This is a genomic window from Pseudomonas entomophila (assembly GCF_023277925.1).
GTDB lineage: Bacteria > Pseudomonadota > Gammaproteobacteria > Pseudomonadales > Pseudomonadaceae > Aquipseudomonas > Aquipseudomonas entomophila_D.
Map to the genome: position 1 here is coordinate 2,122,721 of NZ_CP063832.1, position 24,214 is coordinate 2,146,934.

Annotated in this window: 27 protein-coding genes; 11 read left to right on the forward strand and 16 right to left on the reverse strand. The window is 64.2% G+C overall.

The features are described 5' to 3' along the window. Positions 1–80: 80 nt before the first annotated feature. The 4 genes from IM733_RS09140 to IM733_RS09155 form a co-directional block, all read right to left on the reverse strand. A complete protein-coding gene (locus IM733_RS09140; protein ID WP_248920564.1) occupies positions 81–218 on the reverse strand; it encodes a PA0050 family protein in 138 nt (45 codons plus the stop codon). 31 nt (positions 219–249) lie between these two features. Next, entirely contained in the window at positions 250–393 is a 144-nt protein-coding gene (locus IM733_RS09145; RefSeq protein WP_248920565.1) for a PA0050 family protein, read from the reverse strand. 352 nt (positions 394–745) lie between these two features. Next, the gene (locus IM733_RS09150; RefSeq protein WP_248920566.1) at positions 746–2,941 is read right to left on the reverse strand and encodes an OsmC domain/YcaO domain-containing protein; all 2,196 of its coding nucleotides are present in this window, start codon (positions 2,939–2,941) and stop codon (positions 746–748) included. Positions 2,942–3,255: 314 nt separating this feature from the next. After that, the gene (locus IM733_RS09155) at positions 3,256–3,600 is read right to left on the reverse strand and encodes a hypothetical protein (RefSeq protein ID WP_011534438.1); all 345 of its coding nucleotides are present in this window, start codon (positions 3,598–3,600) and stop codon (positions 3,256–3,258) included. A gap of 134 nt (positions 3,601–3,734) precedes the next feature. Here IM733_RS09155 and IM733_RS09160 point away from each other — a divergent pair, with 134 nt between their 5' ends. Then, entirely contained in the window at positions 3,735–4,415 is a 681-nt protein-coding gene (locus tag IM733_RS09160; protein WP_248920567.1) for a phytanoyl-CoA dioxygenase family protein, read from the forward strand. Here IM733_RS09160 and IM733_RS09165 read toward each other — a convergent pair. Together IM733_RS09165 and IM733_RS09170 are read right to left on the reverse strand one after the other, a co-directional pair. Next, the gene (locus IM733_RS09165) at positions 4,402–4,614 is read right to left on the reverse strand and encodes a DUF1289 domain-containing protein (protein WP_248920568.1); all 213 of its coding nucleotides are present in this window, start codon (positions 4,612–4,614) and stop codon (positions 4,402–4,404) included. The genes IM733_RS09160 and IM733_RS09165 overlap by 14 nt on opposite strands. Positions 4,615–4,679: 65 nt before the next feature. Beyond that, on the reverse strand, positions 4,680–7,478 hold the full coding sequence (locus IM733_RS09170; RefSeq protein WP_248920569.1) for an amino acid adenylation domain-containing protein: 2,799 nt from the start codon (positions 7,476–7,478) through the stop codon (positions 4,680–4,682). A gap of 387 nt (positions 7,479–7,865) precedes the next feature. On the opposite strand from IM733_RS09170, the gene IM733_RS09175 reads away from it, so the two are divergent. The 6 genes from IM733_RS09175 to IM733_RS09200 all read left to right on the forward strand — a co-directional run bounded on the left by IM733_RS09175 (position 7,866) and on the right by IM733_RS09200 (position 12,877). Further along, positions 7,866–9,317: an MAC/perforin domain-containing protein gene (locus IM733_RS09175; RefSeq protein WP_248920570.1), complete on the forward strand. Its 1,452-nt coding sequence runs from the start codon at positions 7,866–7,868 to the stop codon at positions 9,315–9,317. Between the two features lie 228 nt (positions 9,318–9,545). After that, a complete protein-coding gene (locus tag IM733_RS09180; RefSeq protein ID WP_248920571.1) occupies positions 9,546–9,944 on the forward strand; it encodes a hypothetical protein in 399 nt (132 codons plus the stop codon). 69 nt (positions 9,945–10,013) lie between these two features. Further along, positions 10,014–10,556 carry an AAA family ATPase gene (locus tag IM733_RS09185; protein WP_248920572.1) on the forward strand — a complete coding sequence of 181 codons (543 nt, stop codon included), beginning with the start codon at positions 10,014–10,016 and terminating at the stop codon, positions 10,554–10,556. Between the two features lie 187 nt (positions 10,557–10,743). After that, the gene (locus tag IM733_RS09190) at positions 10,744–11,091 is read left to right on the forward strand and encodes a metalloregulator ArsR/SmtB family transcription factor (RefSeq protein ID WP_248920573.1); all 348 of its coding nucleotides are present in this window, start codon (positions 10,744–10,746) and stop codon (positions 11,089–11,091) included. A gap of 19 nt (positions 11,092–11,110) precedes the next feature. Continuing rightward, a complete protein-coding gene (locus tag IM733_RS09195; RefSeq protein ID WP_248920574.1) occupies positions 11,111–12,394 on the forward strand; it encodes an arsenic transporter in 1,284 nt (427 codons plus the stop codon). Positions 12,395–12,406: 12 nt separating this feature from the next. Next, positions 12,407–12,877, forward strand: a complete 471-nt coding sequence (locus tag IM733_RS09200; protein ID WP_248920575.1) for an arsenate reductase ArsC — start codon at positions 12,407–12,409, stop codon at positions 12,875–12,877. A 157-nt stretch (positions 12,878–13,034) separates the two neighbouring features. On the opposite strand, the gene IM733_RS09205 is transcribed toward IM733_RS09200, so the two are convergent. Then, positions 13,035–13,376 carry a cupin domain-containing protein gene (locus tag IM733_RS09205; protein ID WP_248920576.1) on the reverse strand — a complete coding sequence of 114 codons (342 nt, stop codon included), beginning with the start codon at positions 13,374–13,376 and terminating at the stop codon, positions 13,035–13,037. Between the two features lie 365 nt (positions 13,377–13,741). On the opposite strand from IM733_RS09205, the gene IM733_RS09210 reads away from it, so the two are divergent. The 3 genes from IM733_RS09210 to IM733_RS09220 all read left to right on the forward strand — a co-directional run bounded on the left by IM733_RS09210 (position 13,742) and on the right by IM733_RS09220 (position 15,980). Then, positions 13,742–14,284 carry a heme-degrading domain-containing protein gene (locus IM733_RS09210; RefSeq protein WP_248920577.1) on the forward strand — a complete coding sequence of 181 codons (543 nt, stop codon included), beginning with the start codon at positions 13,742–13,744 and terminating at the stop codon, positions 14,282–14,284. A gap of 232 nt (positions 14,285–14,516) precedes the next feature. Continuing rightward, a complete protein-coding gene (glsB, locus tag IM733_RS09215) occupies positions 14,517–15,437 on the forward strand; it encodes a glutaminase B (RefSeq protein ID WP_248920578.1) in 921 nt (306 codons plus the stop codon). A 291-nt stretch (positions 15,438–15,728) separates the two neighbouring features. Beyond that, positions 15,729–15,980 (forward strand): hypothetical protein, encoded by a 252-nt coding sequence (locus tag IM733_RS09220; protein WP_248920579.1) that lies wholly within the window; start codon positions 15,729–15,731, stop codon positions 15,978–15,980. A gap of 3 nt (positions 15,981–15,983) precedes the next feature. On the opposite strand, the gene IM733_RS09225 is transcribed toward IM733_RS09220, so the two are convergent. The 4 genes from IM733_RS09225 to IM733_RS09240 all read right to left on the reverse strand — a co-directional run bounded on the left by IM733_RS09225 (position 15,984) and on the right by IM733_RS09240 (position 19,780). After that, positions 15,984–16,289 carry a hypothetical protein gene (locus IM733_RS09225; protein ID WP_248920580.1) on the reverse strand — a complete coding sequence of 102 codons (306 nt, stop codon included), beginning with the start codon at positions 16,287–16,289 and terminating at the stop codon, positions 15,984–15,986. Between the two features lie 141 nt (positions 16,290–16,430). Next, complete coding sequence (locus IM733_RS09230; protein WP_248920581.1) at positions 16,431–17,645, reverse strand: ATP-grasp domain-containing protein; 1,215 nt, start codon at positions 17,643–17,645, stop codon at positions 16,431–16,433. Positions 17,646–17,723: 78 nt separating this feature from the next. Further along, complete coding sequence (locus IM733_RS09235; RefSeq protein ID WP_248920582.1) at positions 17,724–18,554, reverse strand: hypothetical protein; 831 nt, start codon at positions 18,552–18,554, stop codon at positions 17,724–17,726. A 50-nt stretch (positions 18,555–18,604) separates the two neighbouring features. Further along, positions 18,605–19,780, reverse strand: coding sequence for an MFS transporter (locus IM733_RS09240; RefSeq protein WP_248920583.1), 1,176 nt, complete (start codon positions 19,778–19,780; stop codon positions 18,605–18,607). 92 nt (positions 19,781–19,872) lie between these two features. Between IM733_RS09240 and IM733_RS09245 the strand changes: the two genes are divergently transcribed. After that, the gene (locus IM733_RS09245) at positions 19,873–20,772 is read left to right on the forward strand and encodes a LysR family transcriptional regulator (RefSeq protein WP_248920584.1); all 900 of its coding nucleotides are present in this window, start codon (positions 19,873–19,875) and stop codon (positions 20,770–20,772) included. A gap of 117 nt (positions 20,773–20,889) precedes the next feature. On the opposite strand, the gene IM733_RS09250 is transcribed toward IM733_RS09245, so the two are convergent. The 5 genes from IM733_RS09250 to IM733_RS09270 form a co-directional block, all read right to left on the reverse strand. Further along, positions 20,890–21,972: a DUF1615 domain-containing protein gene (locus tag IM733_RS09250; protein WP_283107535.1), complete on the reverse strand. Its 1,083-nt coding sequence runs from the start codon at positions 21,970–21,972 to the stop codon at positions 20,890–20,892. Then, positions 21,969–22,520: a hydrolase gene (locus IM733_RS09255; RefSeq protein WP_248920586.1), complete on the reverse strand. Its 552-nt coding sequence runs from the start codon at positions 22,518–22,520 to the stop codon at positions 21,969–21,971. Before IM733_RS09255 ends, IM733_RS09250 begins: the two co-directional genes overlap by 4 nt. Positions 22,521–22,609: 89 nt before the next feature. Next, positions 22,610–23,347 (reverse strand): thioesterase II family protein, encoded by a 738-nt coding sequence (locus tag IM733_RS09260; protein ID WP_248921147.1) that lies wholly within the window; start codon positions 23,345–23,347, stop codon positions 22,610–22,612. 2 nt (positions 23,348–23,349) lie between these two features. Next, entirely contained in the window at positions 23,350–23,571 is a 222-nt protein-coding gene (locus tag IM733_RS09265) for an MbtH family protein (protein WP_011534470.1), read from the reverse strand. Between the two features lie 233 nt (positions 23,572–23,804). Next, positions 23,805–24,206 (reverse strand): hypothetical protein, encoded by a 402-nt coding sequence (locus IM733_RS09270; RefSeq protein ID WP_248920587.1) that lies wholly within the window; start codon positions 24,204–24,206, stop codon positions 23,805–23,807. Between the last annotated feature and the right edge of the window lie 8 nt (positions 24,207–24,214).

Sequence of the window (24,214 nt, forward strand, 5' to 3'; positions counted from 1 at the left end):
ACAGCCTCGGCGATTGCCTTGCAGCGTTCTCAAAAATGAAAAAGGGCCGCAAAGCGGCCCTCTTCACATCCCCGATCAGCTCAAGGGCATACGCAGGTGGATGGCCCGAACACCGGCCCCGCGCAAGGATCCTCGGACGGCCCGAACACCGGGCAGGACGCCTGGGCGGTCAGCGCGACGCCCCAGGTCAACAGCACAGCCAGCAACGCTTTTTTCATGGGTAACTTCCTTGTCATCAGAAAAAGGGTATCAACGCTCGCACACGCAAACCGTTGGCCCAAGCACCGCGCCCGCGCACGGGTCTTCCCACGGGCCCAGCACCGCGCAGTCCGCCTGTGCATTCAGCGAGAACATCCACAGCAGCGCCGACGCTGCCAGCAGTTTTCTTTTCACCTTGACCTCCTTGGTCGAAACATCGACAACGATCCGTGTTACGCACGGTGACGTGGGCGTCAGCATGTGACTTTAGGGTCGGTCTGGCAAGCGTGGCGCAGTGTCGCGCTCATTTGGATGGTTTTGATCGCGTGATGGCGAACAGCGGCCTTGCAGTGCTCTGGTGATCGAGCGCCGCCTGCGCGGCGCATCGCGGATAAATCCGCTCCTACACCAGCCGGGAAACCTTGTCCCGCCCAGGCATGATTGGCCTTGTAGGTGCGGATTTTATCCGCGATGCGCCGCGGGGGCGGCGCTCGATCTCAAAGGCGCTGCAGCACTACCGCCGAACACCTTGAAACAACCAACTCCCTCAAACCAACCCCGCCGCGCGAGCCCGCGCCGCGTGCAGCTTCTTGTAGCTCTCGACCAGCCGCAGGTGCCGGTCCAACCCTTCCAGCTTCATGCTGGTCGGCGTCAACCCATGGAAGCGCACACTGCCATCCACCGAGCCCAGCACCGCGTCCATCCGCTCGTTGCCGAACATGCGGCGGAAGTTGGGCTCGTAGTCGGCCATTTCCAGCTCATCGTCCAGCACCACCTCCAGCACCACGTTGAGCGCCTGGTAGAACAGCCCGCGTTCGACGGTGTTGTCGTTGAACTGCAGGAACATCTCGACCAGTTCCTTGGCATCCTCGAAACGCTGCAGCACCAGGTGGACCAGCAGCTTCAGCTCGAGGATGGTGAGCTGGCCCCACACCGTGTTGTCATCGAACTCGACGCCGATCAGCGTGGTGATGGTGGTGTAATCGTCCACCTCGGCATTGTCCAGGCGCTTGAGCAGCAGCTTCAGCGAGCGGTTGTCGAGTTGGTGCAGGTTGAGGATGTCGGAACGGAAACCCAGCGCTCGGTTGGTGTTGTCCCAGATCAGGTCCTCGACCGGGTAGATCTCCGAGTAACCCGGCACCAGGATGCGGCAGGCGGTAGCGCCGAGGTCGTCGTACACGGCCATGTACACCTCCTTGCCCAGGCCCTCGAGGATGCCGAACAGGGTCTGCGCCTCTTGCACGTTGGAGTCTTCGCCATGGCCGCTGAAGTCCCACTCGACGAACTCGAAGTCGGCCTTGGCGCTGAAGAAGCGCCACGACACCACGCCGCTGGAGTCGATGAAGTGCTCGACGAAGTTGTTCGGTTCGGTCAGCGCGTGGCTTTCGAAGGTGGGTTGCGGCAGGTCGTTCAGGCCCTCGAAGCTGCGGCCCTGCAGCAGTTCGGTAAGGCTGCGCTCCAGCGCCACCTCGAAGCTTGGGTGGGCGCCGAACGAGGCGAACACGCCACCGGTGCGCGGGTTCATCAGGGTCACGCACATCACCGGGAACTCACCACCGAGCGATGCGTCCTTGACCAGCACCGGGAAGCCCTGCTCCTCCAGGCCCTGGATGCCGGCGACGATACCCGGGTACTTGGTCAGCACCGCTTGCGGCACGTCCGGCAGGCACAGCTCGCCTTCGAGGATTTCGCGCTTGACCGCCCGCTCGAAAATTTCCGACAGGCACTGCACCTGCGCCTCGGCGAGGGTATTGCCGGCGCTCATGCCGTTGCTCAGGTACAGGTTCTCGATCAGGTTGGATGGGAAGTACACCGTCTCACCGTCCGATTGGCGCACGAATGGCAGCGAGCAGATGCCGCGCTCCTTGTTGCCCGAGTTGGTGTCGTACAGGTGCGAGCCGCGCAGTTCGCCGTCCGGGTTGAAGACTTCCAGGCAGTACTCATCGAGGATCTCGGCCGGCAGCGCGTCCTTGGGCCCGGGCTTGAACCACTGCTCGTTGGGGTAGTGCACGAACGGCGCGTTGGCGATGTCCTCGCCCCAGAACTGGTCGTTGTAGAAGAAGTTGCAGTTCAGCCGCTCGATGAACTCGCCCAGCGCCGAGGCCAGCGCGGCTTCCTTGGTGGCGCCCTTGCCGTTGGTGAAGCACATCGGCGACTGCGCGTCACGCACATGCAGCGACCAGACATTGGGCACGATGTTGCGCCACGAGGCGATCTCGATCTTCATCCCCAGCCCCGCCAGGATCGCCGACATGTTGGCGATGGTCTGCTCCAGCGGCAGGTCCTTGCCCGGAATGTAGGTGGTGCTGTCCGATACCGGCATCAGCAGCGCCTGGGCGTCGGCGTCGAGGTTGTCGACTTCTTCGATGATGAACTCGGGGCCGGTCTGCACCACCTTTTTCACGGTGCAGCGGTCGATGGAGCGCAGGATGCCCTGGCGGTCCTTCTCGGAGATATCCTCGGGCAACTCGACTTGGATCTTGAAGATCTGGTTGTAGCGGTTCTCGGGGTCGACGATGTTGTTCTGCGACAGGCGGATGTTCTCCGTCGGGATGTCGCGGGTCTGGCAGTACAGCTTGACGAAGTACGCCGCGCACAGGGCCGACGACGCCAGGAAGTAGTCGAACGGCCCCGGGGCCGAACCGTCGCCCTTGTAGCGGATCGGCTGGTCGGCGATCACCGTGAAGTCGTCGAACTTGGCTTCGAGACGGAGGTTGTCGAGAAAATTGACCTTGATTTCCATGCGCGGGGGTACCAGAAAGCGGGCGGGAACAAATGAATGGCGGGCATTATCCGGGATTTTTGCCGGGAAGTGTTGGCTACGCGCGGCCATCCGACAGCGGTCAGTGATTCACTTGTAGGGGCCAGCCTTGCTGGCGGTGCCCGGCAAGGCCGGGCCAATACGCTTCCACGACCACCCACCCTGGTCCATGGTTTCCTTCGATCACTACGCCGCCGGCCCTGCGGCGGCAACCTGCAAGCACGACGTACCGGTCAAGCTGGTGTTCATGCCCAAGACGCCGCCAAACGTGAACCGCTTATTTCCGAGACAGGACACTAGGCCGCGCGGAAGCTCCAGACAATCTCCACCACCCGCGAGGCCAGGATCAGGTACAGCAGGCACAGCAGCACCTGCAGCAAGGTGTGGTAGGGCAGCTTGGCCAAGCGGTGCAAGGTGTCGCTGACGTTGAGCAGCAACAGCAACGCCGACACCAGGATCAGCCCCCAGCCGCTGGTGCTCGACACCCACAGCCCCAGCAGGATCTGGTGGTCGCCATGAATGGCTTCGGTGCCCGCGGCGAACAGCAAGGCGCACACCAGCAGGTTCTTGAAGTTGTCGAAGACCTTGGTGCTCAGGTCCGCTTCCAGCAGGTCGAGGTACTTTCGCCACAGTCTGCGCATGCGCCGCTCCCCCAGTGGGTTTCCGTCATCAGCGCAAGTCTAGAAGCGATTGGTGTTTCCTGGCTTCACTCGCAAAAGCACGCTCCAGTCACTACCATTGCCCGGCACACGGATGACAAGGATTTCCAAGCACGATGAACGAACGCGAACGGCTGCACCGAGACGGCTATGCCCTGCTTCGCGGAGCGATTCCAGCTGCCTGGCTGGAAGGTTTGCGCGCCGTGTTCGATGCCGGGGTGAAACCCTCGGCGCAATGGCCAGTGCCACGTGGCCAGGACTGGCGTCATTCGCAGTTGGACTGCGACCCGCTGATCCAGGCGGTGTGCCGGCTACCGTGCGTGCTGGCGACGGCTGGCGAGCTGATCGGAGAGCGTTTCTTCCTCGCCCAGGTGGAGGGGCGCGAACCCCTCGTTGGCGGCGGTCATCAGCAACTGCACCGCGACCTGAGCGCGCAACGCCCGGGCGATATGGTGGGTGCCCTGGTTTACCTGGATGATTATGGCCCCGCCAACGGCGCGACCCGCATCGTCCCGGGCAGCCATCGCCCGGTGCCGGGCGCGCCGCCCTTCGACTTCGGCGACGAGTCCCGCGCCGTGCATGTGTCCGGCCTGGCCGGTGACATCCTGGTGTTCGATGTCGACCTGGTGCACGCGGCCAGCCTCAACACCAGTGGCGCACGCCGCCGCTCACTGCTGGTCAACTACAGCGCGCAGGGCCTGTACGCGTCCCATCTGCAAACACTGAAGCTGCGTGATATTCGCATGGCCACCCATGACAGGTTCGAGCCGTCCGGCTTCCCCCTCAGTGCGCCGTGACCTGCCCGGCCTGGCGCTTGGCATTTTTCTTGACGATGGCCTTCATCCGCGTGGCGGCCCGCTGCACGGTCGCCATCTTCTCCGGGCGCTTCATGCCCCGCCACTTGCGGATCTCGTCCCGAGTCCGGCCGCAGCTCACGCACAGCTCACTGTTGAGCTGGCACAGCGAGACGCAGGGGTTGTCGATGTCTTTGGCCATGGGGTTGTTCCGTTGAGGGGCGCGCATCTTACCGGCAACACCCGTGGGAACCAACAGCACGCGCTTCAGGCAACGGGCTCGGCCGCCTCCACACGCCGCTTTGCGCGCCCCTTGCCCAAGCGTGTCATCACCCAACGTACCAGGCTGTTCCAGCAATACCCCACCACCACGCCCCCCACCAGGCAGAGCACCAAGGCAAACACCGGCTGGTCGAAAATACGTTGCGCGACGGACTTGAATTGATAGTGGGTCAGGTAAATGAACAGGGTCGACGAGGCGATCAGCGTCCCGACCCGCGCCAACAGCGCCGGCACCGGCACGGCGCGTACCCAGATCAGCGCGAGCACCGCCGGCAGGGCGATATCGATGGGCATCCTGACCATCGCGGCCGCCCACCCGTAGCCGGACAGGGTGAACAGATCGAGCTCACCGATCACCAGCACCGCCAGGGCACTGGCCACCCACTTGCGCGCCGTCGAATCGGCGTAGTGCACCGCCATGCCCAGCACGGTGATGGCCAGGTAATGCTGCGGCACCCGGTTGTACAACGGGCTGGCGTCGTAGACGAACAGCGTGATCAACACATCGGCCACCAGCAACGCACAGGCCGCCAGCGCCAGGCTACGGAACGGGTCGGCCAGGAGCGCCCTGCGCACCCGCCCGATCGACAGCACCAGGCCGATGAGCAGGATCATCTGCACCAGCACTTCGATGTACCAATAGTTGAAAAGACCGACCTGTTCAGGGGCAAACCAGTTGGACACCAGCAGCAGCGACTGCCAGTGCAGGCGGTCGAACACGCATTGGATCAGCACGGTGTACAGCACGGTTGGTACCGCGATGGCGGCGACCGACCGGAGCAAGGCGCGAGCATCGCCCCGTTCCTCGATGGCCTGGAGCTGAAACCGCGCCAGGCCAAGGCCGGAAATCAGGAACAGTGTCGCCGTGTCGCCGGTCACCATCCAGCCGCCGAACAGCCCGAAATGCCCGGCGACGATCAGGAGGATCGCCAGCATGCGCAACAGGACCGGTACTTCCATGGCCCGCGTTGCCCGGCGCGCAACCCCGGGCGCAACCGCCTGCGTCGCCAGCTCCCGCACCGGGATCAGTTCCCAGCGCTCCGGCAACTGGCCGATCAGCTTCTGCAGGGTCATCGAGGCCTGGACGAAGGTCAGCGAATCACCGCCCAGCTCGACGAAGGTGAGATTGCTGTCGATGCTCGGTACCTGAAGTATGCGTGCCCAGGCTTCGCTCAATTGCTGTGCCAGGGGTGTCAACGGTTGGGTGGGCGCTGCTCCCGCAGTGTCGACGAGCCTGGTCAGCGCGCGCCGGTCGACCTTACCATTGGGCGTGAGCGGCACCGACTCCAAGAACAACCACTGCGCCGGCACCATGTAGTCCGGCAATTGGCCGCCCAGCGCATCGCGCAACTCAGCGCTCGACACTGCCTGGCGCGCCACGCAACAAGCCACCAGCTTTGTCGCGCCATGTTCATTCAAGGCCAACACCACGCACTGGCAAATCCGCGGGTGCCGCGCGATGGTGTTCTCGATCTCGGCCAGCTCGACGCGGTGACCGCGGATCTTCACCTGGCTGTCGGCACGTCCGAGATAATCGACACTACCATCGGGCAGGTAGGTGCCCAGATCGCCGGTGCAATAGCAAATATCCTTGGCATCACCGGTAAACGGGTTGACCACGAACTTTTCGCCGGTCAGCGCCGCGTCCCCCCAGTAGCCCAGCGACAGGTAGGGGCTGCGGATCAGGATCTCCCCCACTTCGCCCTCGCCCGCCAACTGCCCGGCCTCGTTGAGCACCAGCAACTGTGCGCCATCGATGCCTTTGCCTAACGGTATCCGTCCCGTGACGGCCTGCGCATCAACGGGGTGGAAGGCCATGGCCTGCGGGGTCTCGGTGGTCCCGTAGAAATTGACGCAGCCAGCCTGGGGGGCGACGGCTCGTATCCGCTGGTGCAGCGCGGGGCTGAGCGCATCACCGCCCCAGAACAGATAGCGCAGGCGCTCGAACACCACCCCCGTGAGCGTGGCGCCGGCCTCGATCAACCTGCCGAGCGGCGGCGTGAGGTGCATGACCGTGATCCCTTCGCGGTGTATCCAGGTCGCCAGGGCCTGGGGGTCGGTCAGGGTTGCCTGGACTGGGCAGACGATCCGCGCGCCAATCGACAAAGGGGTAAACACATCGCGGTATACCGGATCATGGCCCAGCCCCGATACCATGGAAAAATGCTCATCGCAGGTAAAACCGTGGCGTTCGACATGCCATTCGACAAAGTGCACCAACGGCGCATGGTGGGTGACGATCCCTTTGGGTACACCGGTGCTGCCAGAGGTGAAGGTGATATAGGCCGAGCGTGCCGGGTCGACCGGGGACAGGTCGTCCCCCTCGACGCTCGCGAATCGCGCCAGTGCTGCCTTCGGGTCTTCCGGAACCCTGACCACCCGTGGGCCTGGCGGAACCAGCGCACTATCCACGTCACCACACAGCAGCACGAAAGCGGGCCCGAGCAGGCCAATGATCTGATCGATACGGCCACGAGGATAGGCGGCGTCGGCCACGGTGAAGGTCAGCCCGGCGCGCGAGGCACCCAACATCGCATAGACCAGCCCTGCGCAACGACTTGAGACGATCACGACCCGGTCGGCTATGCCGCCCCCCTGGGCCAACAGGTATTCAGCGATGCCGTGGCTGACGCGTTCGAGCTGCCGGTAGCTGCAGGTTACCTCGTGGCCACAGATGGCCGTAGCCTCGGGGCAGTCCCGCGCTTGCCCCATGAAGGCATGGAAAATCGGGGTGTCGGCCTGATACGCCAGGCGACTCGTCGGGTCAGGCAGTGACTTTGGCATGACGGGTGTTGACCCTCGCGGCGACGGTGGGTGACTGACATCCCTGGCCGGCAGCCCAGCGCGGTAGTGGCCGAAGGCTATAACCCTGAACGCTAGTGCACGCCTCGCCGGCTCGCCAGCAACCGAGGGGGTACTCCCGCTCGCCAGAAGACATTCCCGACCAACTGTCGATGCCGACCCGCCGACCTGTACGGCAGCGAGCATCATTCGCACATACCGAACCGACGATCACTCAACCGTTATAACAACTTTTGAATAGTACGAAGTTCCATCCCTGAACCTTACGAGTGGTCCCATGCCATCCATTTGAACGTCTACGCTGTGCTCCTGCTTGTGCACAGAGCATGAGCAGACTGCCACTACCCAACTAAAAATAGGGACATCATCATGGAACACGTCGACCTGCCGACGGGACTCGTCAAATTTTCCAGCAATCACCATCTGCAATTGCTGCGCGACACCGCCGACCTCAGTGAATCAGTGCTTCCGGGCGTAGAGGCCATTGGCTTGGGATACAACCCATTCCTCGGCTACGCCGGTGTGGGAAGCGGCACCGTCCAGCTTTTCGACTGGAACAACGCAAAAAAGAAAAAAGTGTCATTCAAACCCGAGTTCGTCGTGCCGGAGATCGTCGACGTCCAGCAGAATGACAGCGCCAGCTACACCAACATCAGTGGCAACACCGTCACCGAGTATCAACGCAGCCTGGCCGTCAGCGTGGCCATCGAAGGCAAATACAACTTCTTCAGTGGTTCGCTTTCAACCGACTACGACGAAAACTCGCTGCGTAATGCCGAGAACGAGTTCACCCGTATCCAGCAATCGATCAACCTCTGGTCGCTGCGCCTGCCTTCGGTCAAATCACTGCGCGACCTGATGCTGCCGCACATGCGTGAGCAACTGGATGAGCTGGACGTGAAAAACCCGAGTGCCATCAGCCGGTTCTTCGACCGGGTGGGCAGCCACTTCCTCACCGGCATCGTGATGGGCGGCCGAGCCATACTCGCCGCCTCGACCAACAAACTGAAGGTCAAGCGCGACTACTCCGTGTCGGTCATCGCCAAGGCGAGCTACGAAGGCTTGACCGGCCAGCTGAGCGCCGAGGCCAGGACCAAGTACGGCGAATCCATGAGCAGTTTCACCCAGTACTCCAGCACCCACCAGGAAGTCCGTGGCGGCGATGGCACCAAGGCCCATGGTGTGTTCGAGGGCAAGGCCGGGTTCCAGGCCTGGGTCGACAGCGTGGGGACCTCGCCCGATTTCGTCGACTTCGTGCCCACCATCCCGATGCTGGAGATCTGGAGCCTGTGCAAGACCGATTCACAGGCTGAAGCCATGAAGCGCCATTTCGACACGGTCTGGGCCCGCGAACAATCGGACAAGTACCGGATAAAGGCGAACTACATCGATCAGCTGGTGGTAATCACCGGTGACAGTTCGACCATCGAACCTCCGGCTGGCTATACCAAGATTCCCTACGACCTCAATGCCGGGGCCAAGGGCGACTTCATCTATTTGTGCTACCACGAACAAGCGTGGTATCCCGACAACACCAAACCTGCCGTCACCGCGATCAAGATCATCTACGACCGGGAACCGGTACCCACCGGGTATATCAAGCTGCCGCAAGACCTCAACAAAGGCGCAGGTGGCGCGGACATCTACCTTTGCTACAAGCTCGAGAGCTACAACACCGATACCGCGATCAACAAGATCACCGTGATCAGCGGGAACAACCCCGACATTAACGCCCCCTATGGCTATGAGAAAGTGCCGGGCGACCTGAACAAGGGCGCAAAAGGCAACTTCATCTATGCCTGCACTTTCGTCGGCAAGTAACCGGCGACCCTGGCTTCCCCGCCCCGGCGGGGAAGCACTCACCACGGGGCGCCCACGTCCCTGGCATTCCTGGCGACAGCGCGCAACGCGTTGAGTTCGCTCACTATTTTTGTAGCAATCCGCTCGAACTTTTTCCGCTTTGCAGGTCTATGTGGGTAAGCCCGATACCGCAGGTGCCGTGCTCCCAGATGGCCACGTTCCCTTGTCATTCAGAGGTTGTCTTCCCCCATGAAACTACACGCCCCACGGATGCTGCTCATCGGCTTGTTCGCGCTCGCGGCGGCGGGCTCGGCGGCGGCCGCGCAGATGAAGGCCCCAGCCCCTGTTTTCATATCCGAAGTCGCGGCCGCTCGAGCACCGGGCCACATCAATGACAACCCGTGGCAGGCCACGGCCAACTTCGCCGGTACGCAAAACGAACCGTTGCTGGCCCATGACGACCGGGGCTGGCGCGACGGGCGTGGCTATGACCGCCGCGACGACTGGCGCAGGGAGCAGTGGCGCCGTGACCAGTGGCGCCGGGAGCAGTACCGCCGGGAAATGGAACGCCAACGCTACTGGGAACGCCATCACGATCGCGCCATGCGCCATCGCTACGAGGACGACCATCGCTATTACCGCCGCTGAAGGTCGTTGACAGACTTCGCGAAACCCGCAGAATCGCCGTCCTTTTAATTTCGCGACAGGACGTCTTCCATGCAACGGATCGTGATTCTGGGCAATTCTGGCAGCGGCAAATCCACGTTGGCCCGTGACCTGGGCGCCCGACTCGGCCTGCCGGTGGTGCATCTGGACACACTGTTCTGGGAGCCCGGCTGGGTCGAACCCGACGCCGGGCAATTCCGTGACCGGGTGCGCGAAGCCATCGCCCCTCAGGCCTGGGTCTGCGAGGGCAACTATGCCCGCCGCACATTCGATTTGCGCCTGCCCCGCGCAGACCTGGTCATCTGGCTCGATACTCCCCGCCTGACGTGCCTGGGCCGGGTGATCCTGCGCAGCCTGATGAACCGTCCCCGGCCCGACCTGCCCTCCGGTTGCAGCGAGAAACTCGACAAGGCATTCCTGGGCTTTCTCAAGTTCGTCTGGCAATTCGACCATGGCTACCGCCAAGGTATCGAGGATGTACGTCTGAAAACGGCCCCGCAGGTGCCCATCGTGCACCTGCGCGGTGAACGGCAGGTCGAAGCCTTTCTCGCCAGGTTGCCCAACGCCCACCCATGCGCGCCACCACACTTGTAAGCGGCTTTAGCCGCGATGCAGGCAGCACGGTTCATGGCATCCGCTTTGCGGATGATCGCGGCTGAAGCCGCTCCTACAGGGGGCGTGCCTGAGCAATGGGGCAGCTAGCCAAACACATCGCGACAGCCCCTTGCACAATAAATATGGAAATCCGTATATTCGAATTTCCATATCAAGAATCACCACCATGCTCACGCCGCCTGATGTCTTCAAGTGCCTCGCCGACGAAACCCGCGTCCGCGCCACCCTGCTCATCGCCCAACTCGGTGAGCTGTGCGTGTGCGAGCTGATGTGCGCCCTCGACGACAGCCAACCCAAGGTCAGCCGTCACCTCGCCCAACTGCGCAATTGTGGCCTGCTCAAGGACCGCCGCCAGGGCCAGTGGGTCTATTACCACCTCGACCCGCAGCTCCCCGGCTGGGTGCACGACCTGCTGCAACTGACCCTCCAGGCCAACCAGGCCTGGCTGCACGAAAATACCACCCGCCTGCAGCACATGGACGGCCGCCCGGTGCGTGCCGCCAGTTGCTGCTGACCCACCTGGAACGTCTTTCATGCTGATCGCAATCGCGGTATTCGTTTTCACCCTGGTGCTGGTGATCTGGCAGCCAAAGGGCCTGGGCGTGGGCTGGAGCGCAGCCCTTGGCGCACTGATCGCCCTGGCCGTCGGCGCAGTGTCCCTGCAAGATATCCCGACCGTCTGGGCCATCGTCTGGAACGCCACGGCCACCTTCATCGCGGTGATCATCATCAGCCTGCTGCTGGACGAAGCCGGTTTCTTCGAATGGGCGGCCCTGCATGTGGCGCGCTGGGCCAATGGCAGTGGCTACCGTCTGTTCGCCTTCTGTGTGCTGCTGGGCGCGGCGGTGTCGGCGCTGTTCGCCAACGACGGCGCCGCGCTGATCCTCACCCCCATCGTCATGTCGATGCTGCTGGCCCTGCGCTTCTCCCCCGCCGCCACCCTGGCCTTCGTCATGGCTGCCGGCTTCATCGCCGACACCGCCAGCCTGCCGCTGGTGGTCTCCAACCTGGTGAACATCGTCTCGGCGGACTATTTCGGCCTGGGCTTTGCCGAGTACGCCTCGGTGATGGTGCCGGTGAACCTGGCCAGCGTCGCGGCCACCCTGGTGGTGCTGTTTCTGTTCTTCCGCCGCGACCTACCCCGGCACTACGCGCTCGATGCATTGAAGGCCCCCGAAGCGGCGATCCATGATCGCGCCACCTTCGTGGTGGGCGGCTGGAGCCTGCTGGTGCTGCTGGTCGGGCTGTTCGCCCTGGAGCCACTGGGCATCCCGGTGAGCGCGGTGGCGGCGGTGTGCGCGGCAATGCTGTTCGCGGTCGCCGCCCGCGGCCATCGCATTTCCACCCGGCGCGTGCTGCGCGGAGCACCGTGGCAGGTGGTGATCTTCTCGCTGGGCATGTATCTGGTGGTCTACGGCTTGAAGAATGCCGGCCTCACCGACCTGCTGACCCAACTGCTCGACCGCCTGGCCGAACACGGCCTGTGGAGCGCCACCCTGGGTACCGGCCTGCTCGCGGCGCTGCTGTCATCGGTGATGAACAACATGCCCAGCGTGCTGGTCGGGGCCCTGTCGATCCAGGCCAGCGCCGCCGAGGGTGTGGTGCGCGAGGCGATGATCTACGCCAACGTCATCGGCTGCGACCTCGGCCCCAAGATCACCCCCATCGGCAGCCTTGCCACCCTGCTCTGGCTGCATGTGCTGGAGCGCAAGGGCATGCGCATCACCTGGGGTTACTACTTCAAGGTCGGCCTGCTGCTGACCCTGCCGGTGCTGTTGCTCACCCTTTCGGCCCTGGCCCTGCGCCTGAGCCTCTGACGAGGAGTTCCCATGCGAGTCTTGTTCATGTGCACGGCCAACAGTTGCCGCAGCATCCTGTCCGAAGCGCTGTTCAACCACATTGCCCCGCCCGGTTTCGAAGCGGTGAGCGCCGGCAGCTTTCCCAAGGGGCAGGTGTTGCCGCGCAGCCTGAGCACGTTGCAGCAAGCCGGTATCGCCACCGATGGATTGCATAGCAAAGGCAATGAAGCGTTCGAGCAAGACCCACCGGACATCGTCATCACCGTATGCGACAAAGCGGCCGGCGAAACCTGCCCGGTGTACTTCGGCCCGGCGCTCAAAGCCCATTGGGGCTTGGAAGACCCTTCCGAGGTGGTGGGCGACGAGCAGGCCCTGAGCACTGCGTTCGACGCAACCCTGGCACACATCGAGAAGCGTTGCCGGGCGTTCTTCGCCTTGCCCTTCGCCAGCCTCGACCGTGACCAGCTCAAGCGTGAACTGGATCAGATCGGTACAGGCTGAGCCTATCGATGGGCGCGTTGTCGCGGGATGCAAAGCCGAAATCATAGCGCCACTGTTCATGTTCAAGGCAAGCGACACCTAGCAACGCCAATGCCCAAGGCAGCCCCTCTCCCATAGAGACCGACAAGCCGGGCATCAGGCCAATGAACGGATGATTTCAGCCAAGGCGCACGATATCCACCGAGATCTCAACCGCCTCCTCCGTGCCGCGATTTTCGAGCCAGTGCAGGGTGGCGTGGTCCTCTGGCCAACCCACCCCCGGCCCGTAGTCGGTGGCGACGCCATCGCGGTGGTCGGTGATGATGCCGCGCAGGATGTACACGGTGCCGGGGCGGTCGACATGGTCGTGCAAGGGCCCGAACACAGCGCCTGGTGCGAGGGTGACCTTGCGCATGCGTAACTGGCGCCCGGCCATGCCCTCGATCTCCGGCCCCAGGTCGACCGTTGCCAACAGTTCCACCGTGACGCCTTGGGTTGGAGGTGCCGCTTGCTCGTTCATTGCCGTGTCGACCTTGCTCGTCGATGAAAAAAACCTGGACCGCTTTACAAAGTGAAGCGCCGCACGCGCGTGCCAGCGAACGCGCAATCGTTTGGGCGCAGGGCAGGCGACGAAAGGTCGGGGGTGGGATTCATACCATTTGTCTGGGAAATAACGCCAAGCCCCGCTCTAGCGCAAGGCTGCCGCCCCGGTATGACACGGACTTGAAGCCTTGGCCCCACTGGCAGCCCCGAAGGCATGGCGGAATGCTGCTACGCTTCTGACAACATGAAAAAGTTTTCATTTGACAGGAGCGGCGCCAGGTAAGACGGCAAAGGCGCACTTCGCACGGAGGCTTCATCCGCACCGAAAGGAAGGAGCGTCACATGGCACTGGCCGAAGATCTGGCGCTGCTGGTCCGCCAGGAAGAGGTGCTTCAGTTCGAGCACTTCGACGAAGACGTGGCATGGCAACTGGGTTCGCTCCTGCAACGGCGAGCCGAGGCTGAAGGCTGGCTGGTGGTGATCGACATCCGCCGCTTCGAGCGCCCGTTGTTCCTCGCCGCCAGGCCTGGGGTGACGCCCCACAATCATGACTGGATACGGCGCAAGTGCAATACGGTGCAGCGCTTTCTGTGCAGTTCCTACCGGATCGGTCACCAACTGGCCATCGACCAGAAGGACATCGCCCAACGCTATAACCTGTCGCCGGTGGACTATGCCAGTGCAGGTGGCGGTTTCCCAATCACAGTCAAAGGCGCCGGGGTGATCGGCAGCGTGGCGGTTTCCGGCCTGCCGGAGCGTCAGGACCACCAGGCCATCATCGATGCGCTGTGCGCGCTGCTCGGGCATGACCGCGCGGCCTTGTCGCTGGCACCGGCCGGCACGTTCGCCAACACCAAAGGCAAGATGGTCGCCGTCAGCAGTTGAAGGGTAGGAGCGGCTTCAGCCGCGATGCAGGCAACGCTATTTCTGGCACCCGCTTCGCGAGTGATCGCGGCTGAAGCCGCTCCTCCAAAGGTCGTATCTGGTCCAAGGCCAATGGATCGAAACCACGATCCTTCATCCTTTCACCCCCCACCTTTGAGCTACCCTGTGTCGCCGTCGCGGCGGCGTTCGTCCGACTGGCAAGCGATCCGCATTCCACCCACGCCAGGCCCCCATGCACGCATTACTGCAAGAGATCCTCGACCACGTCCGCCCCCTGCTCGCCCAAGGCCAGGTGGCGCAATACATCCCCGCCCTCGCCCAGGTCCCCCCCAACCAGCTGGGTATCGCCGTGCAGAGCCTGGACGGCCAGTTGCACTATGCGGGAGACGCGCACACGCCGTTCTCGATCCAGAGCATCTCCAAGGTGTTCAGCCTGGTGCAGGCGATCAACCACAGTGGCGAGGACATCTGGTCACGGCTGGGCTACGAGCCATCCGGGCAGGCCTTCAACTCGCTGGTGCAGCTGGAGGTGGAAAAGGGCCGGCCACGCAATCCGTTCATCAACGCCGGCGCCCTGGTGATCTGCGACATCAACCAGTCGCGCTACGCCACCCCGACCCTGTCGATGCGCGACTTCGTCCGCCGCTTGTCCGCCAACCCCCGCATCGTCAGCGACGCGGTGGTGGCCGAGTCCGAGTACCAGCACCGTGCGCGCAATGCCGCCATGGCCTACCTGATGCAGGCCTTCGGCAACTTCCACAACGATGTCGACGCGGTACTGCGCAGCTACTTCCACCATTGCGCATTGTCGATGAGCTGCGTCGACGTGGCCCGTGGCTTCGCCTTCCTGGCCAACGGCGGCCTCTGCCCGCACAGCGGCGAGCAAGTCTTGAGCCGACGCCAGGCGCAGCAGGTGAACGCGATCATGGCCACCAGCGGGTTGTACGACGAAGCCGGCAACTTCGCCTACCGTGTGGGCCTGCCGGGCAAGAGCGGTGTGGGCGGGGGCATCGTCGCGGTGGTGCCAGGGCGCTACAGCATCTGCGTGTGGTCGCCGGCACTGAATACCTCGGGCAACTCGCTGGCCGGGTTGCGGGCGCTGGAGCTGCTGAGCGAGCGGATGACCGGCTCGGTATTCTCCGCCGTCTCCTGACGCAGCCCATCGTGTAGGAACCGGCTTGCCGGCGAACAAGGGCAAAGCCCTTGCCAGGCAGCGCGGTGCCCCCTTCGCCGGCAAGCCAGCACCTCAGCGACGCGCTCGGCCGCGCCTACCAAGCCGCGTACCCTCGAAGCGAGCGTGGACTGCAGGTTCTTCCCCCTCGCTACCCAGGATAGCCAGGCTCGATAGTCACTATCGAGCCTGGCAATTTCTCTTCGCCGGGCGCGCCCCATACCCTTGTTCCATCGATTCGGCACTGCGAATCCCGGAACATGGAACCACCCGATGAACACTCTCTCCCGCCCTCTCTGCACCGCCCTGTTCGTGCTTGGCCTGGCCATGCTCGGCGGTTGTGCCAACCACCCGGAACTGCGCCCCTACACCGCCGAGCAAACCCGGCAATTGCAACTGGAAGCGCTGCAACGCCAGGGCCTTTCCCAAACCGAATACGAACAGCGTCGGCTGGCCATCCTGCGGGCCTACCAGGCAGAGCGCGTCAGCCAGACTGGCGCAGCGCATCCGTCGATGCGCGGCTGATACTCAGCGGCTCGGCTGCTCGCGCAACAACCGCCTGGGCAGGACAGCCGGTGCCAGGTGGATGAGCGTCATCCGCAGCACATGATTGAGCATCACGAACGCCGGATCGAGCTTCAGCAGCAGCGCCGCCGCCAGGGCCACCAGCACGGTACAACAGAGCGTCAGGGGGGGACCACAAGGCCAGCGCACACGTGACGCAGCAACATCGCACAAGGTGATGTCCTGCAGGCGGATGCCGCTCAGGTAGCCAGCCCAGGTGCCGAGTGCTGCGATGGGGAGGGGTATCAGGCATTGCAACAGTGCAATCACGATCGCTGCATCCCCTTGTCGAGGTAAGGCCCATTCACTACGGCTTCAGCCGCGATCACCTGCGAAGCGGGCGGCCAGGCACCGCGTTGCCTGCTTCGCGGCTGAAGCCGCTCCTACAGGCGAACAGGGACCTCACCGAGCTCATCGCTCCACGCCAGACCAATCGCAGTGCTGGTCAAACCAGTGCTCGACCTGCTCCAGCCTGGCCCGCAGGGTGCTGTCGTCCGGCCCGCTGACAGTGGCACTGAACACTTCGCCCTCCCTTTCGCAGATCATTCGCCGAGCCGAAACACGGCAGGCCAGCACCCCCTCCAGCGGACACTCGCCCGGCACATCTGGCAGCAGGCCCACACGCGGCGCGATACTCAGATGCCCGACCCGCAAGCGTGGCTCGGGCACAGGTGGCGGGCGATAAGCCACATCACGCAGCGCACGCAGGTACGTCATGCGCAGGTCCAGGCCCCAGGCCCGTTCCAGTTCAAGGTGGGTGAACGCATCGCCCTGGTGCATCGCGATCTGGCACAGGGCGATTTCACCGTCCTCGGTCACCCGCACCTCCAGCTGGAACAGCAGGGTTGGTTCAGAGGGCAGCACCTCCTCGACCAGCGCCCGCGCATAGCGCAGCAACTCATCGCGCACCGGGTTGCCGGCATCGAGCATGTACAGGCTGCGCGGCTTGCCGGCGCGACAGTCCAGCGAGGTGGCGATCACCCGGGCGGGTGACAGCAGGATCGGCCGCCCCTCGATGTACAGGCCATCGACCAGATAGTGATCACCACGTACATGGCTCTCGATCATCAGGTTGTGAAAGGTGCTGGCGGTTCGCTGCGCCAACCACTGGCGCAGCCCGGCCATGTCCTCGATCACCTCGACGCCGCTCCAGCCTCGACCGTGGCGTGGCTTGATCACCACCGGAAAACCGAACTGCTCGCAAAACCGCAGCGCTTCGGTGGCATTGGCCAGCGGCGCCATGTCGGCGATGGCCAGCCCGCAGTTCCTGGCGCGCTGCTTCATGAAGAACGTGTCGCGGTAGAACATGGCACGCCCCTCGGCGCCCATGCTGACACCGAGGCGGTCATTGATCCGCGCCACGCGCAGCACATCGGCCTCGTCCAGGGCCACGCACAACGGGGCTTCGAGCTCCCACACCAACGCGCAGACGTCAACCTCGACCAACGGGTTGTCCTGGTAATGCTCGAACAACCGGTACTCGACCTTGCCACCCAGGTGCGCAGCAATTTCCTCGGCCTGGGTGTTGCTGCTCACCAGCATGCCACCTGGGCCAATGGCGCTGGCCCAGTTCGCTGCGCTGTGCTGGAAGATGACGTGGGGTGGGCAGAAAACGATGAGTTGCATGCGCTGTTCCTTGCACGCTCGAGTGTCGGACAGGCCCCTGCCATGCCCGGGGGGGCATGACAGGCGGCAACAGCGGGGTCAGCCCAGGCTCGCCGCGCAATCGCGCATGACCTCGGCCTTGCGTTGCAGGTACTGGGCGAAGATCGCCTGGGCGGCGGCCTGGTCGACCTCGATACCCATGGCCTTGACGAAGCCTTCCACAGCCTCGACCGCATGGGCGAAGTGGTTGCTCTCGGTGCCGCCGGTGTGCACGGTGACCCAGGCGACGGTCTTGCGCACGCTTTCCGCCGGCACTCCCATGTCACGCTCGAACCACTGTTTGAACAGCGGGTGGATGAACTCCACCTCACCGTGGGTGTACACCTCGTGCACCAGGGTGGTCAGCAAGCCCTGCATCAGGTCGCGGTCGCGCAGGCGACGGGCATCGGTCCAATCCTTGAAAGCCTGCGCCGATGGCAGGCAGTTCTCCTTGAGCAGCCACTGGTCGTCGCCGCAGATGGGCGTGGCCATGTTGTAGAACAGGTCGCTGTGCAGGGTGTTGCCCAGGGCGCCCAGGTCTTCGTCGGTGATGCGCTGCAGGCTGCCGCAGACCTGGTAGATCTGCTGCGCCGCCGCGCTGCCCTGTTCCGAGCGAGCCAGCAGGGTCAGGCGGTTGGCCAGGCCCGAAACACTGGCGGCCGAGTTGTTGGTCTTCGACCAGCTGGCGAAGAACCGACGCAGCTGCGCTGCGCCATGGCGGCGGGCGGTCAGGGTGCGGAACGCCTGCTCGATCTCCACCAGCGCCGCTTCCTGGTTGCCGAACTCGGCCAGCAACGCCCGCTTCAGCACGCTCGGTGCCATCTGCTGCAGCACCGGTTCAATCACACTCAGCAACTGGCTGTGCGTCGTCGGCAAGTTACTTACGGTCATCTCGCTGTTTTCCTTGTTGGATGATGAATCGAGCGCTAGGGAAAGAAGGCTCATTGCAATTGCCGGTGGGGACGGCCGGGGGCCGGGGCGTATCGCCAGCTACCCCGGGCAATCAGCAACGGCATCAGTTGGAACATCACGATCAATGCGATACAGCCCGGCCAGCCCCACTGCTCCCACAGCGCGCCCGGGACGAAGGCACCAAAGCTGCCGCCCAGGTAGTAGCAAGCCAGGTACAACCCCACCGCGGCGGCCTTGTGCTGCCTGGCATTGGCGGTGATGAAAGCATTGGCGGCCGCCTGGGCCAGAAACACCCCGGTCGAGCTGAGTGCCAGGCCAACCACGATCAGCCACAGCGAGGGCGACAGGGCCAGGGCCGAGCCGGTGATACCCAGGCAGCCCGCGACCCGTATCAAGTCGCCTTGCGGCCGCGCCTTGGTCAGCCGCCCGGCCACCGGCACCACCACCAGCGCCAGCAGGAACACCGCATAGATCGAGCCGAGCGCCGCAGTGCCCAGGTTGAACGGCGCCTGCCCCAGGTGCAGGCCAACGTAGGTGAAGGTCGCGACCTGGGCGAACAGCACGCAGAAACCCACCGCATAGGCGCCCAGCAGCGGCTTGCCGAACAGCTCGCCAGGCGGGACTCGCTGTTGATGCAGCGCAGTGGGGGCAGCGCGCGGCAACAGCACAGCGATAGCCACGCCGATGGCCAGGCTCAGGCCACCCAGCACGGTCAGGGCCATGCGCCAATCGTAGAGTTCGGTAACCAGCCCGGTCAGGAAACGCCCACAGAAACCACCGAGCACCGTGCCTGCCACGTAGACACTGGTCACTTCGGGCACCGCACTGCCCTCCCAGTGCACCCCGATATAGGCAACGCTGGTGGCGAACACCACGGGAATGAACAGGCCCTGAACGCCACGCCAGAGCAGGAACTCGCCAAAACTGCCCGCCCAGGCCGCCAGCACGGCGGGCAGCGCGAGCAGCAGCGCGGCCCCGGCAATCACCCGGTGTTGCGCGCGGCGAGCGGTCAGCCAACCGACGAAGGGCGCGGTGATGGCCACGGCGAGGATGGTGGCAGTGATGCTCCAGCTGGCCTGATGCAGCGTGATCGGGAAAGTGCCCGACAACTCGCCCAGCAGCCCTTGGGTGGCATAGAGGTTGAGAAACGCGGCGCACCCTGCAAGAAACAGCGCGATTCGAGGAAATTTCGCAGGAAAACGCATGACAGCACTCGTGAAAATTTGCAGGTTTTATAAGATAGGGCGCTGTTTGGATCCAATACCGAATTCCGACCGATTGATACTCAAGGACGAAGATGATCGACCTCCGCCGCCTGCGCTATTTCCTGGCTGTCGCCGACGAGCTGCACTTTGGCCGCGCCGCTTCGCGCCTGCACATCGCCCAACCCCCGCTGACCCGGCAGATCTCGGCGCTGGAAGCGGAGCTGGGTTTCCGCCTGTTCGACCGCAGTACCCGCAATGTCACCCTCACCTCCGAAGGCCTGCATTTCTTGCCGTATGCGCGAGCCGTGCTGGAGCAGGTCGACCTGACAGCCGCCATCACCGGCAAGCTGGCGGCGGGCTCGGCGGGCCACCTGGCGGTCGGCTATGCCAGCTCGATCGCCCTGTCGGATGTGTTCAGCCACACCATCCAGGCGTTCTGCTCGGCTTATCCGGATGTGCAACTGACGGTCGAGGAAGGCGCGTCGAGCACCCAGTGGTCGCAGATCGTCGAGGGCCGCCTGGACATTGGCATGAGCCGCATGCAACCGCCGGGCGACGATTCGCAGGTGCAGGCCATCTGTCTGGACAACGAGCCGCTGGTGGCGGCGATTGCCAGCGACAGCCCCCTCGCCCGCCAGGCGCAGGTGACCCTGGCCGAGCTGAGCGCCTATCCGCTGATCGCGTTTCCGAGCGATTATGGGTCGGGGCTGAACGAGATCATCCAGACCCTTTACCGGCGCAACGGGTTGACGCCCCGGCCGGCACCAACCGGCAAGCAGATCACCTCGATCATCGCCTTGGTGGCCGCAGGCCGGGGTGTGGCGGTGGTGCCGCAGTGCACGCGCACGCTGGTGCGCAGTGGCGTGACTTACCTGCCGTTGGACGAGCCCGGCGCCACGGTGCCGTTGCTGGTGCTGACCCGCAGGCATGAGCGTAGCCCGCTGGTGCGGGCATTCGTGGAAGTCATCGAACGGACGTTGCGGGAAAAGTGAACGGGGCTTGCGGCGCCCATAAGGACAAGCGCCGCCTGCGCGGCGCTCGTTCTCAAGAACACTGCAAGGCTACCGCCTGGCGCCTGGCCGCCAACACGCGACCAAAACGCGAACACCTCAGCGCTGCATGCAGCGCTGGTAACGTGCATCGACCCGCCCGGCAAACCACGCGGTGGTCAACTTGCGGGTGATCTTTGGGCTCTTCAACTCGATACCCGGCAACACCGCCCTTGGCAGTGCCCTGCCGGCCTTCGCCTCGGCCAGGGCGAACACCTGGCGATAGAGCTCGGTATCCTCGAACCCCAGGCTGTTTTCCCGCTCCAACTGAGCGCGGATCTGCGGATTGCGCAGCCCCAGCTTCCGCCCCAGCTTGCGGGCCGCCCGCTCGGTGGTGCCCGGCATGATCGCCCCCGGTGCGACCAGGTCGCCATCCAGCGCCAACGGCACCCCGCTGACTCGGCTCAACGCGGCCTGGAACGCGGCGTTACGGCTGGCGTACCACCCCGCGTTGAAATCGGCGAAGCGGTACAGGGCCCGGTCGTAATGGGTCGGATACCCCAGCAGGTGGGCGATACCGAAGTACATCCCGCCCCGACGGCTGAACACCTCCTGACGAATAGTGCCTTTGTAGGTATAGGGGTAGCCCTTGGCATGCTGCTCGGCGAAGTCGATGCTGACCTGCATCGGCCCGCCAGTGTGCACCGGGTTCAACCCATCCAGCAGGGTGCGCCCCAGCGGCAGGCGGTCGATGACTTCGTCATACAGGGCGCTGAGCTGTTTCTCGCTGCGCACGCTTTGCAGGCGCTGCTGGTAGGTCTGGCCGTTGGCCGAAGGCGTGCGCAACGCACCTTCGATCAGCACGCCTGGAATGTGCAGGCGCGCCGCGCGCCTATCGATCTCCGCGCGAGCGATACGCCCCAGGTTCGGCACTTGCGGGTCGGCGTTGAAGGTCGACTCCTGTTCGGTCACTGCCAACACCGCGCACAGGTTGCCCTTGCTCGGGGCGATGCCCTGGTTCTGCAGGGCTACCTGGATATCCTCGGCCCAGCCCTGGCGGTCCTTGACCTGGGCCGGCAGCAGGCGCACGAGCTGTGCACGCACCTTGGCCGGGGCGCTTTCAGGCGCCTCCTCACGGCGCCCTGCGCACCCTTGCAGCAGCGCCAGGCACAACAGCCCGGCCGCCAGCAGACGCCCGTTCAGGGCTGTTCACCGACCAGGTAGGTCTTGCTGATATGGCGGAACAACGGATGGCTGGCGCTGCCCAGCAGTTCGAACAACACCATCTCACGGGTGACGATCTGCGCCCCCGCATCGCGCATGCGCGCCAGCCCCGCCGCCTTGCTGGCGGGCGTGCGGCTGTCGCAGGCATCCTCGACGACAAACACCTGCTTGCCCCGTGCAAGCAGGCCCAGTACCGTCTGCAGCACGCACACGTGGGTTTCCATGCCGCAGACGATCACCTGGTCGCGGGCCAGCAGGCTGGCCGGCAGGCATTCAGCGGCGACGCAGGAAAAATGCAGTTTTTCGACAACCTCGGCGGCAGGTGACGCGGCCTTGAGTTCGGCCAGGGTATGGCCCAGCCCCTTGGGGTACTGCTCGGAAATCACCGTGGGCAATTCCAGCTCCGCGGTGGCCGCCAGCAACCAGCGCGCCCGGGCGCGTGTGCCTTCGGGGTCGCTCATGGCGCCGATGAGTTTTTCCTGGATGTCGACCACCAGCAATGTGGCCTGAGAAGCGTCGATCAGCATGGTCCGTTCCTGCCTGGGAAAGGCCCAAGCCTCACCCAGACCGGAAGCGACGTCAATCAACCGCCGAGGACGAAGGGGCCCAAGGGGCTTCAGTTGCAGGTGAGTTGTGACAATGGCTGACTGATCGGTTGCAAGGTGCCCGTCATCTGTTTCAGCACGGCGTCTTCGTGTTCGTGGATGAAGAAATGCCCGCCGGGAAATAGCGCCAGGGAGAAATCGCCCGTCGCTTCTCGGCGCCAAGCCAGCAACTGCTCTTCACAGGCTCGATCGTCCTTGCCACCCAGCACATGCAGCGGGCAGCTCAACGGTGCACGCTGGCGATAGGCATAGCGCCCGCAGAGCAGAAAGTCGGCGCGCAATACCGGCAGGGTCAACCCCATCAACTCTTCGTTGGCCAGCACCTCTTCGGGCGTGCCCCCCAACTTGCGTAGCTCGGCAATCAGCTCGGCGTCGCTCTTGGGCTCACGCCAGTTGGCGCCGTCGTAGTCCTCCCGACGTGTCGGCGCGGCCGTGCCGCAAGCGAACAGCGCCACCGGTGGCGGGCAGCCCAACGCTTGCAGCTCATGGGCCAGCTCGAACGCCACCAGCGCGCCCAGGCTGTGCCCGAGCAGCGCGTAGGGGGTGCTGGCGATTGCGCGCTGCTCGTGGGCCAACTGCCGCGCCAGCGCCTGCAGGTCGGTGTGCAACGGCTCACCCAGGCGCGCACCACGCCCCGGCAACTCCACCGGCCGCACCTGCAGCCAGGCCGGCAGCTTGCGCCGCCAGCGGCTGTAGACCATGGCGCTGGCGCCCGAGTACGGCAGGCACAGCAGGTTCAGTGTCGACAGGCTCACTGCGCCGCGGCTTCGGCCATCTGCTGGCGCAGGCTCAACGGGCGCATGTCGGTCCACACCTCGTCGATGTAGGCCAGGCAGTCCTTCTTCAGGCCGCTCTTGCCGACCGCGCGCCAGCCATTGGGGATCGCCTTGTAGTCAGGCCAGATGGAATACTGCTCTTCGTGGTTGACCACCACCTGGAATTGAATGTCGTCGCGGTCGAAAACGGAAGTCATTGCCTGTCTCCTTGAATGATGAGGGCCGAACGCGCCAGGCGCAGGGCGGCTTTCCTGAATACGAAGAGCAAAGGAAGAAAATTACCTGCGAACACCTCGAAGCGGCTTTGCAAGCACCGCGGATGGTGGCATGAATCCAGCGCCCTCGACCAGGAGACCTCCCCATGCTCGGCGTGACCGACTACGGCGCTTCCGTGGTTCGGCATCAAGCTGGCGGCGATGCGTTGGGGCTTTCAGGCATCGCGTAGCAGGTCGTGGGCATCGAGCAGGCGGAACGCCACCTGCGGGTTGCGCTCCAGCCCACGGCGGATCGCCGCCGGGATCGACTGGCGGGTCTTGCGGCACAGGCCGACCTGCGCCTGCAGCTCGATGACGATCCCGCGCATGCTGCGCACCTCGTTGAAGCCCGGGGCAATGTGCACGCGGATACCGAGGTTCTCGTACAACCTCGCTTGCAGGCGCCGGAGGTCGTCCAAGTCCTTCAGGTTCTCCAGGCGCTCGAGCAGGCGCTTTTCCTCCTCCCGCGTGAGCAGCAGGATGCGCAGGTCCCGGGCCGGGGCGTCGGCCAGGCGCTCGCGGCCGCAGTCGCAGGCGCCCGGTGGGCAGGGGTGGCGTTGGGGAGGCTGGGTGGTCATGGGGCAAG

Bases quoted from the DNA above. Each gene is read 5' to 3' on its own strand.
- IM733_RS09165 (WP_248920568.1), bottom strand. From the start codon at position 4,614: ATGGCCAAAGACATCGACAACCCCTGCGTCTCGCTGTGCCAGCTCAAC.
- IM733_RS09155 (WP_011534438.1), bottom strand. From the start codon at position 3,600: ATGCGCAGACTGTGGCGAAAGTACCTCGACCTGCTGGAAGCGGACCTG.
- IM733_RS09195 (WP_248920574.1), top strand. From the start codon at position 11,111: ATGCTGATCGCAATCGCGGTATTCGTTTTCACCCTGGTGCTGGTGATC.
- IM733_RS09205 (WP_248920576.1), bottom strand. From the start codon at position 13,376: ATGAACGAGCAAGCGGCACCTCCAACCCAAGGCGTCACGGTGGAACTG.
- IM733_RS09210 (WP_248920577.1), top strand. From the start codon at position 13,742: ATGGCACTGGCCGAAGATCTGGCGCTGCTGGTCCGCCAGGAAGAGGTG.
- IM733_RS09150 (WP_248920566.1), bottom strand. From the start codon at position 2,941: ATGGAAATCAAGGTCAATTTTCTCGACAACCTCCGTCTCGAAGCCAAG.
- glsB (WP_248920578.1), top strand. From the start codon at position 14,517: ATGCACGCATTACTGCAAGAGATCCTCGACCACGTCCGCCCCCTGCTC.
- IM733_RS09200 (WP_248920575.1), top strand. From the start codon at position 12,407: ATGCGAGTCTTGTTCATGTGCACGGCCAACAGTTGCCGCAGCATCCTG.
- IM733_RS09185 (WP_248920572.1), top strand. From the start codon at position 10,014: ATGCAACGGATCGTGATTCTGGGCAATTCTGGCAGCGGCAAATCCACG.
- IM733_RS09160 (WP_248920567.1), top strand. From the start codon at position 3,735: ATGAACGAACGCGAACGGCTGCACCGAGACGGCTATGCCCTGCTTCGC.
- IM733_RS09245 (WP_248920584.1), top strand. From the start codon at position 19,873: ATGATCGACCTCCGCCGCCTGCGCTATTTCCTGGCTGTCGCCGACGAG.
- IM733_RS09255 (WP_248920586.1), bottom strand. From the start codon at position 22,520: ATGCTGATCGACGCTTCTCAGGCCACATTGCTGGTGGTCGACATCCAG.
- IM733_RS09220 (WP_248920579.1), top strand. From the start codon at position 15,729: ATGAACACTCTCTCCCGCCCTCTCTGCACCGCCCTGTTCGTGCTTGGC.
- IM733_RS09240 (WP_248920583.1), bottom strand. From the start codon at position 19,780: ATGCGTTTTCCTGCGAAATTTCCTCGAATCGCGCTGTTTCTTGCAGGG.
- IM733_RS09140 (WP_248920564.1), bottom strand. From the start codon at position 218: ATGAAAAAAGCGTTGCTGGCTGTGCTGTTGACCTGGGGCGTCGCGCTG.
- IM733_RS09265 (WP_011534470.1), bottom strand. From the start codon at position 23,571: ATGACTTCCGTTTTCGACCGCGACGACATTCAATTCCAGGTGGTGGTC.
- IM733_RS09180 (WP_248920571.1), top strand. From the start codon at position 9,546: ATGAAACTACACGCCCCACGGATGCTGCTCATCGGCTTGTTCGCGCTC.
- IM733_RS09175 (WP_248920570.1), top strand. From the start codon at position 7,866: ATGGAACACGTCGACCTGCCGACGGGACTCGTCAAATTTTCCAGCAAT.
- IM733_RS09190 (WP_248920573.1), top strand. From the start codon at position 10,744: ATGCTCACGCCGCCTGATGTCTTCAAGTGCCTCGCCGACGAAACCCGC.
- IM733_RS09235 (WP_248920582.1), bottom strand. From the start codon at position 18,554: ATGACCGTAAGTAACTTGCCGACGACGCACAGCCAGTTGCTGAGTGTG.
- IM733_RS09270 (WP_248920587.1), bottom strand. From the start codon at position 24,206: ATGACCACCCAGCCTCCCCAACGCCACCCCTGCCCACCGGGCGCCTGC.
- IM733_RS09170 (WP_248920569.1), bottom strand. From the start codon at position 7,478: ATGCCAAAGTCACTGCCTGACCCGACGAGTCGCCTGGCGTATCAGGCC.
- IM733_RS09230 (WP_248920581.1), bottom strand. From the start codon at position 17,645: ATGCAACTCATCGTTTTCTGCCCACCCCACGTCATCTTCCAGCACAGC.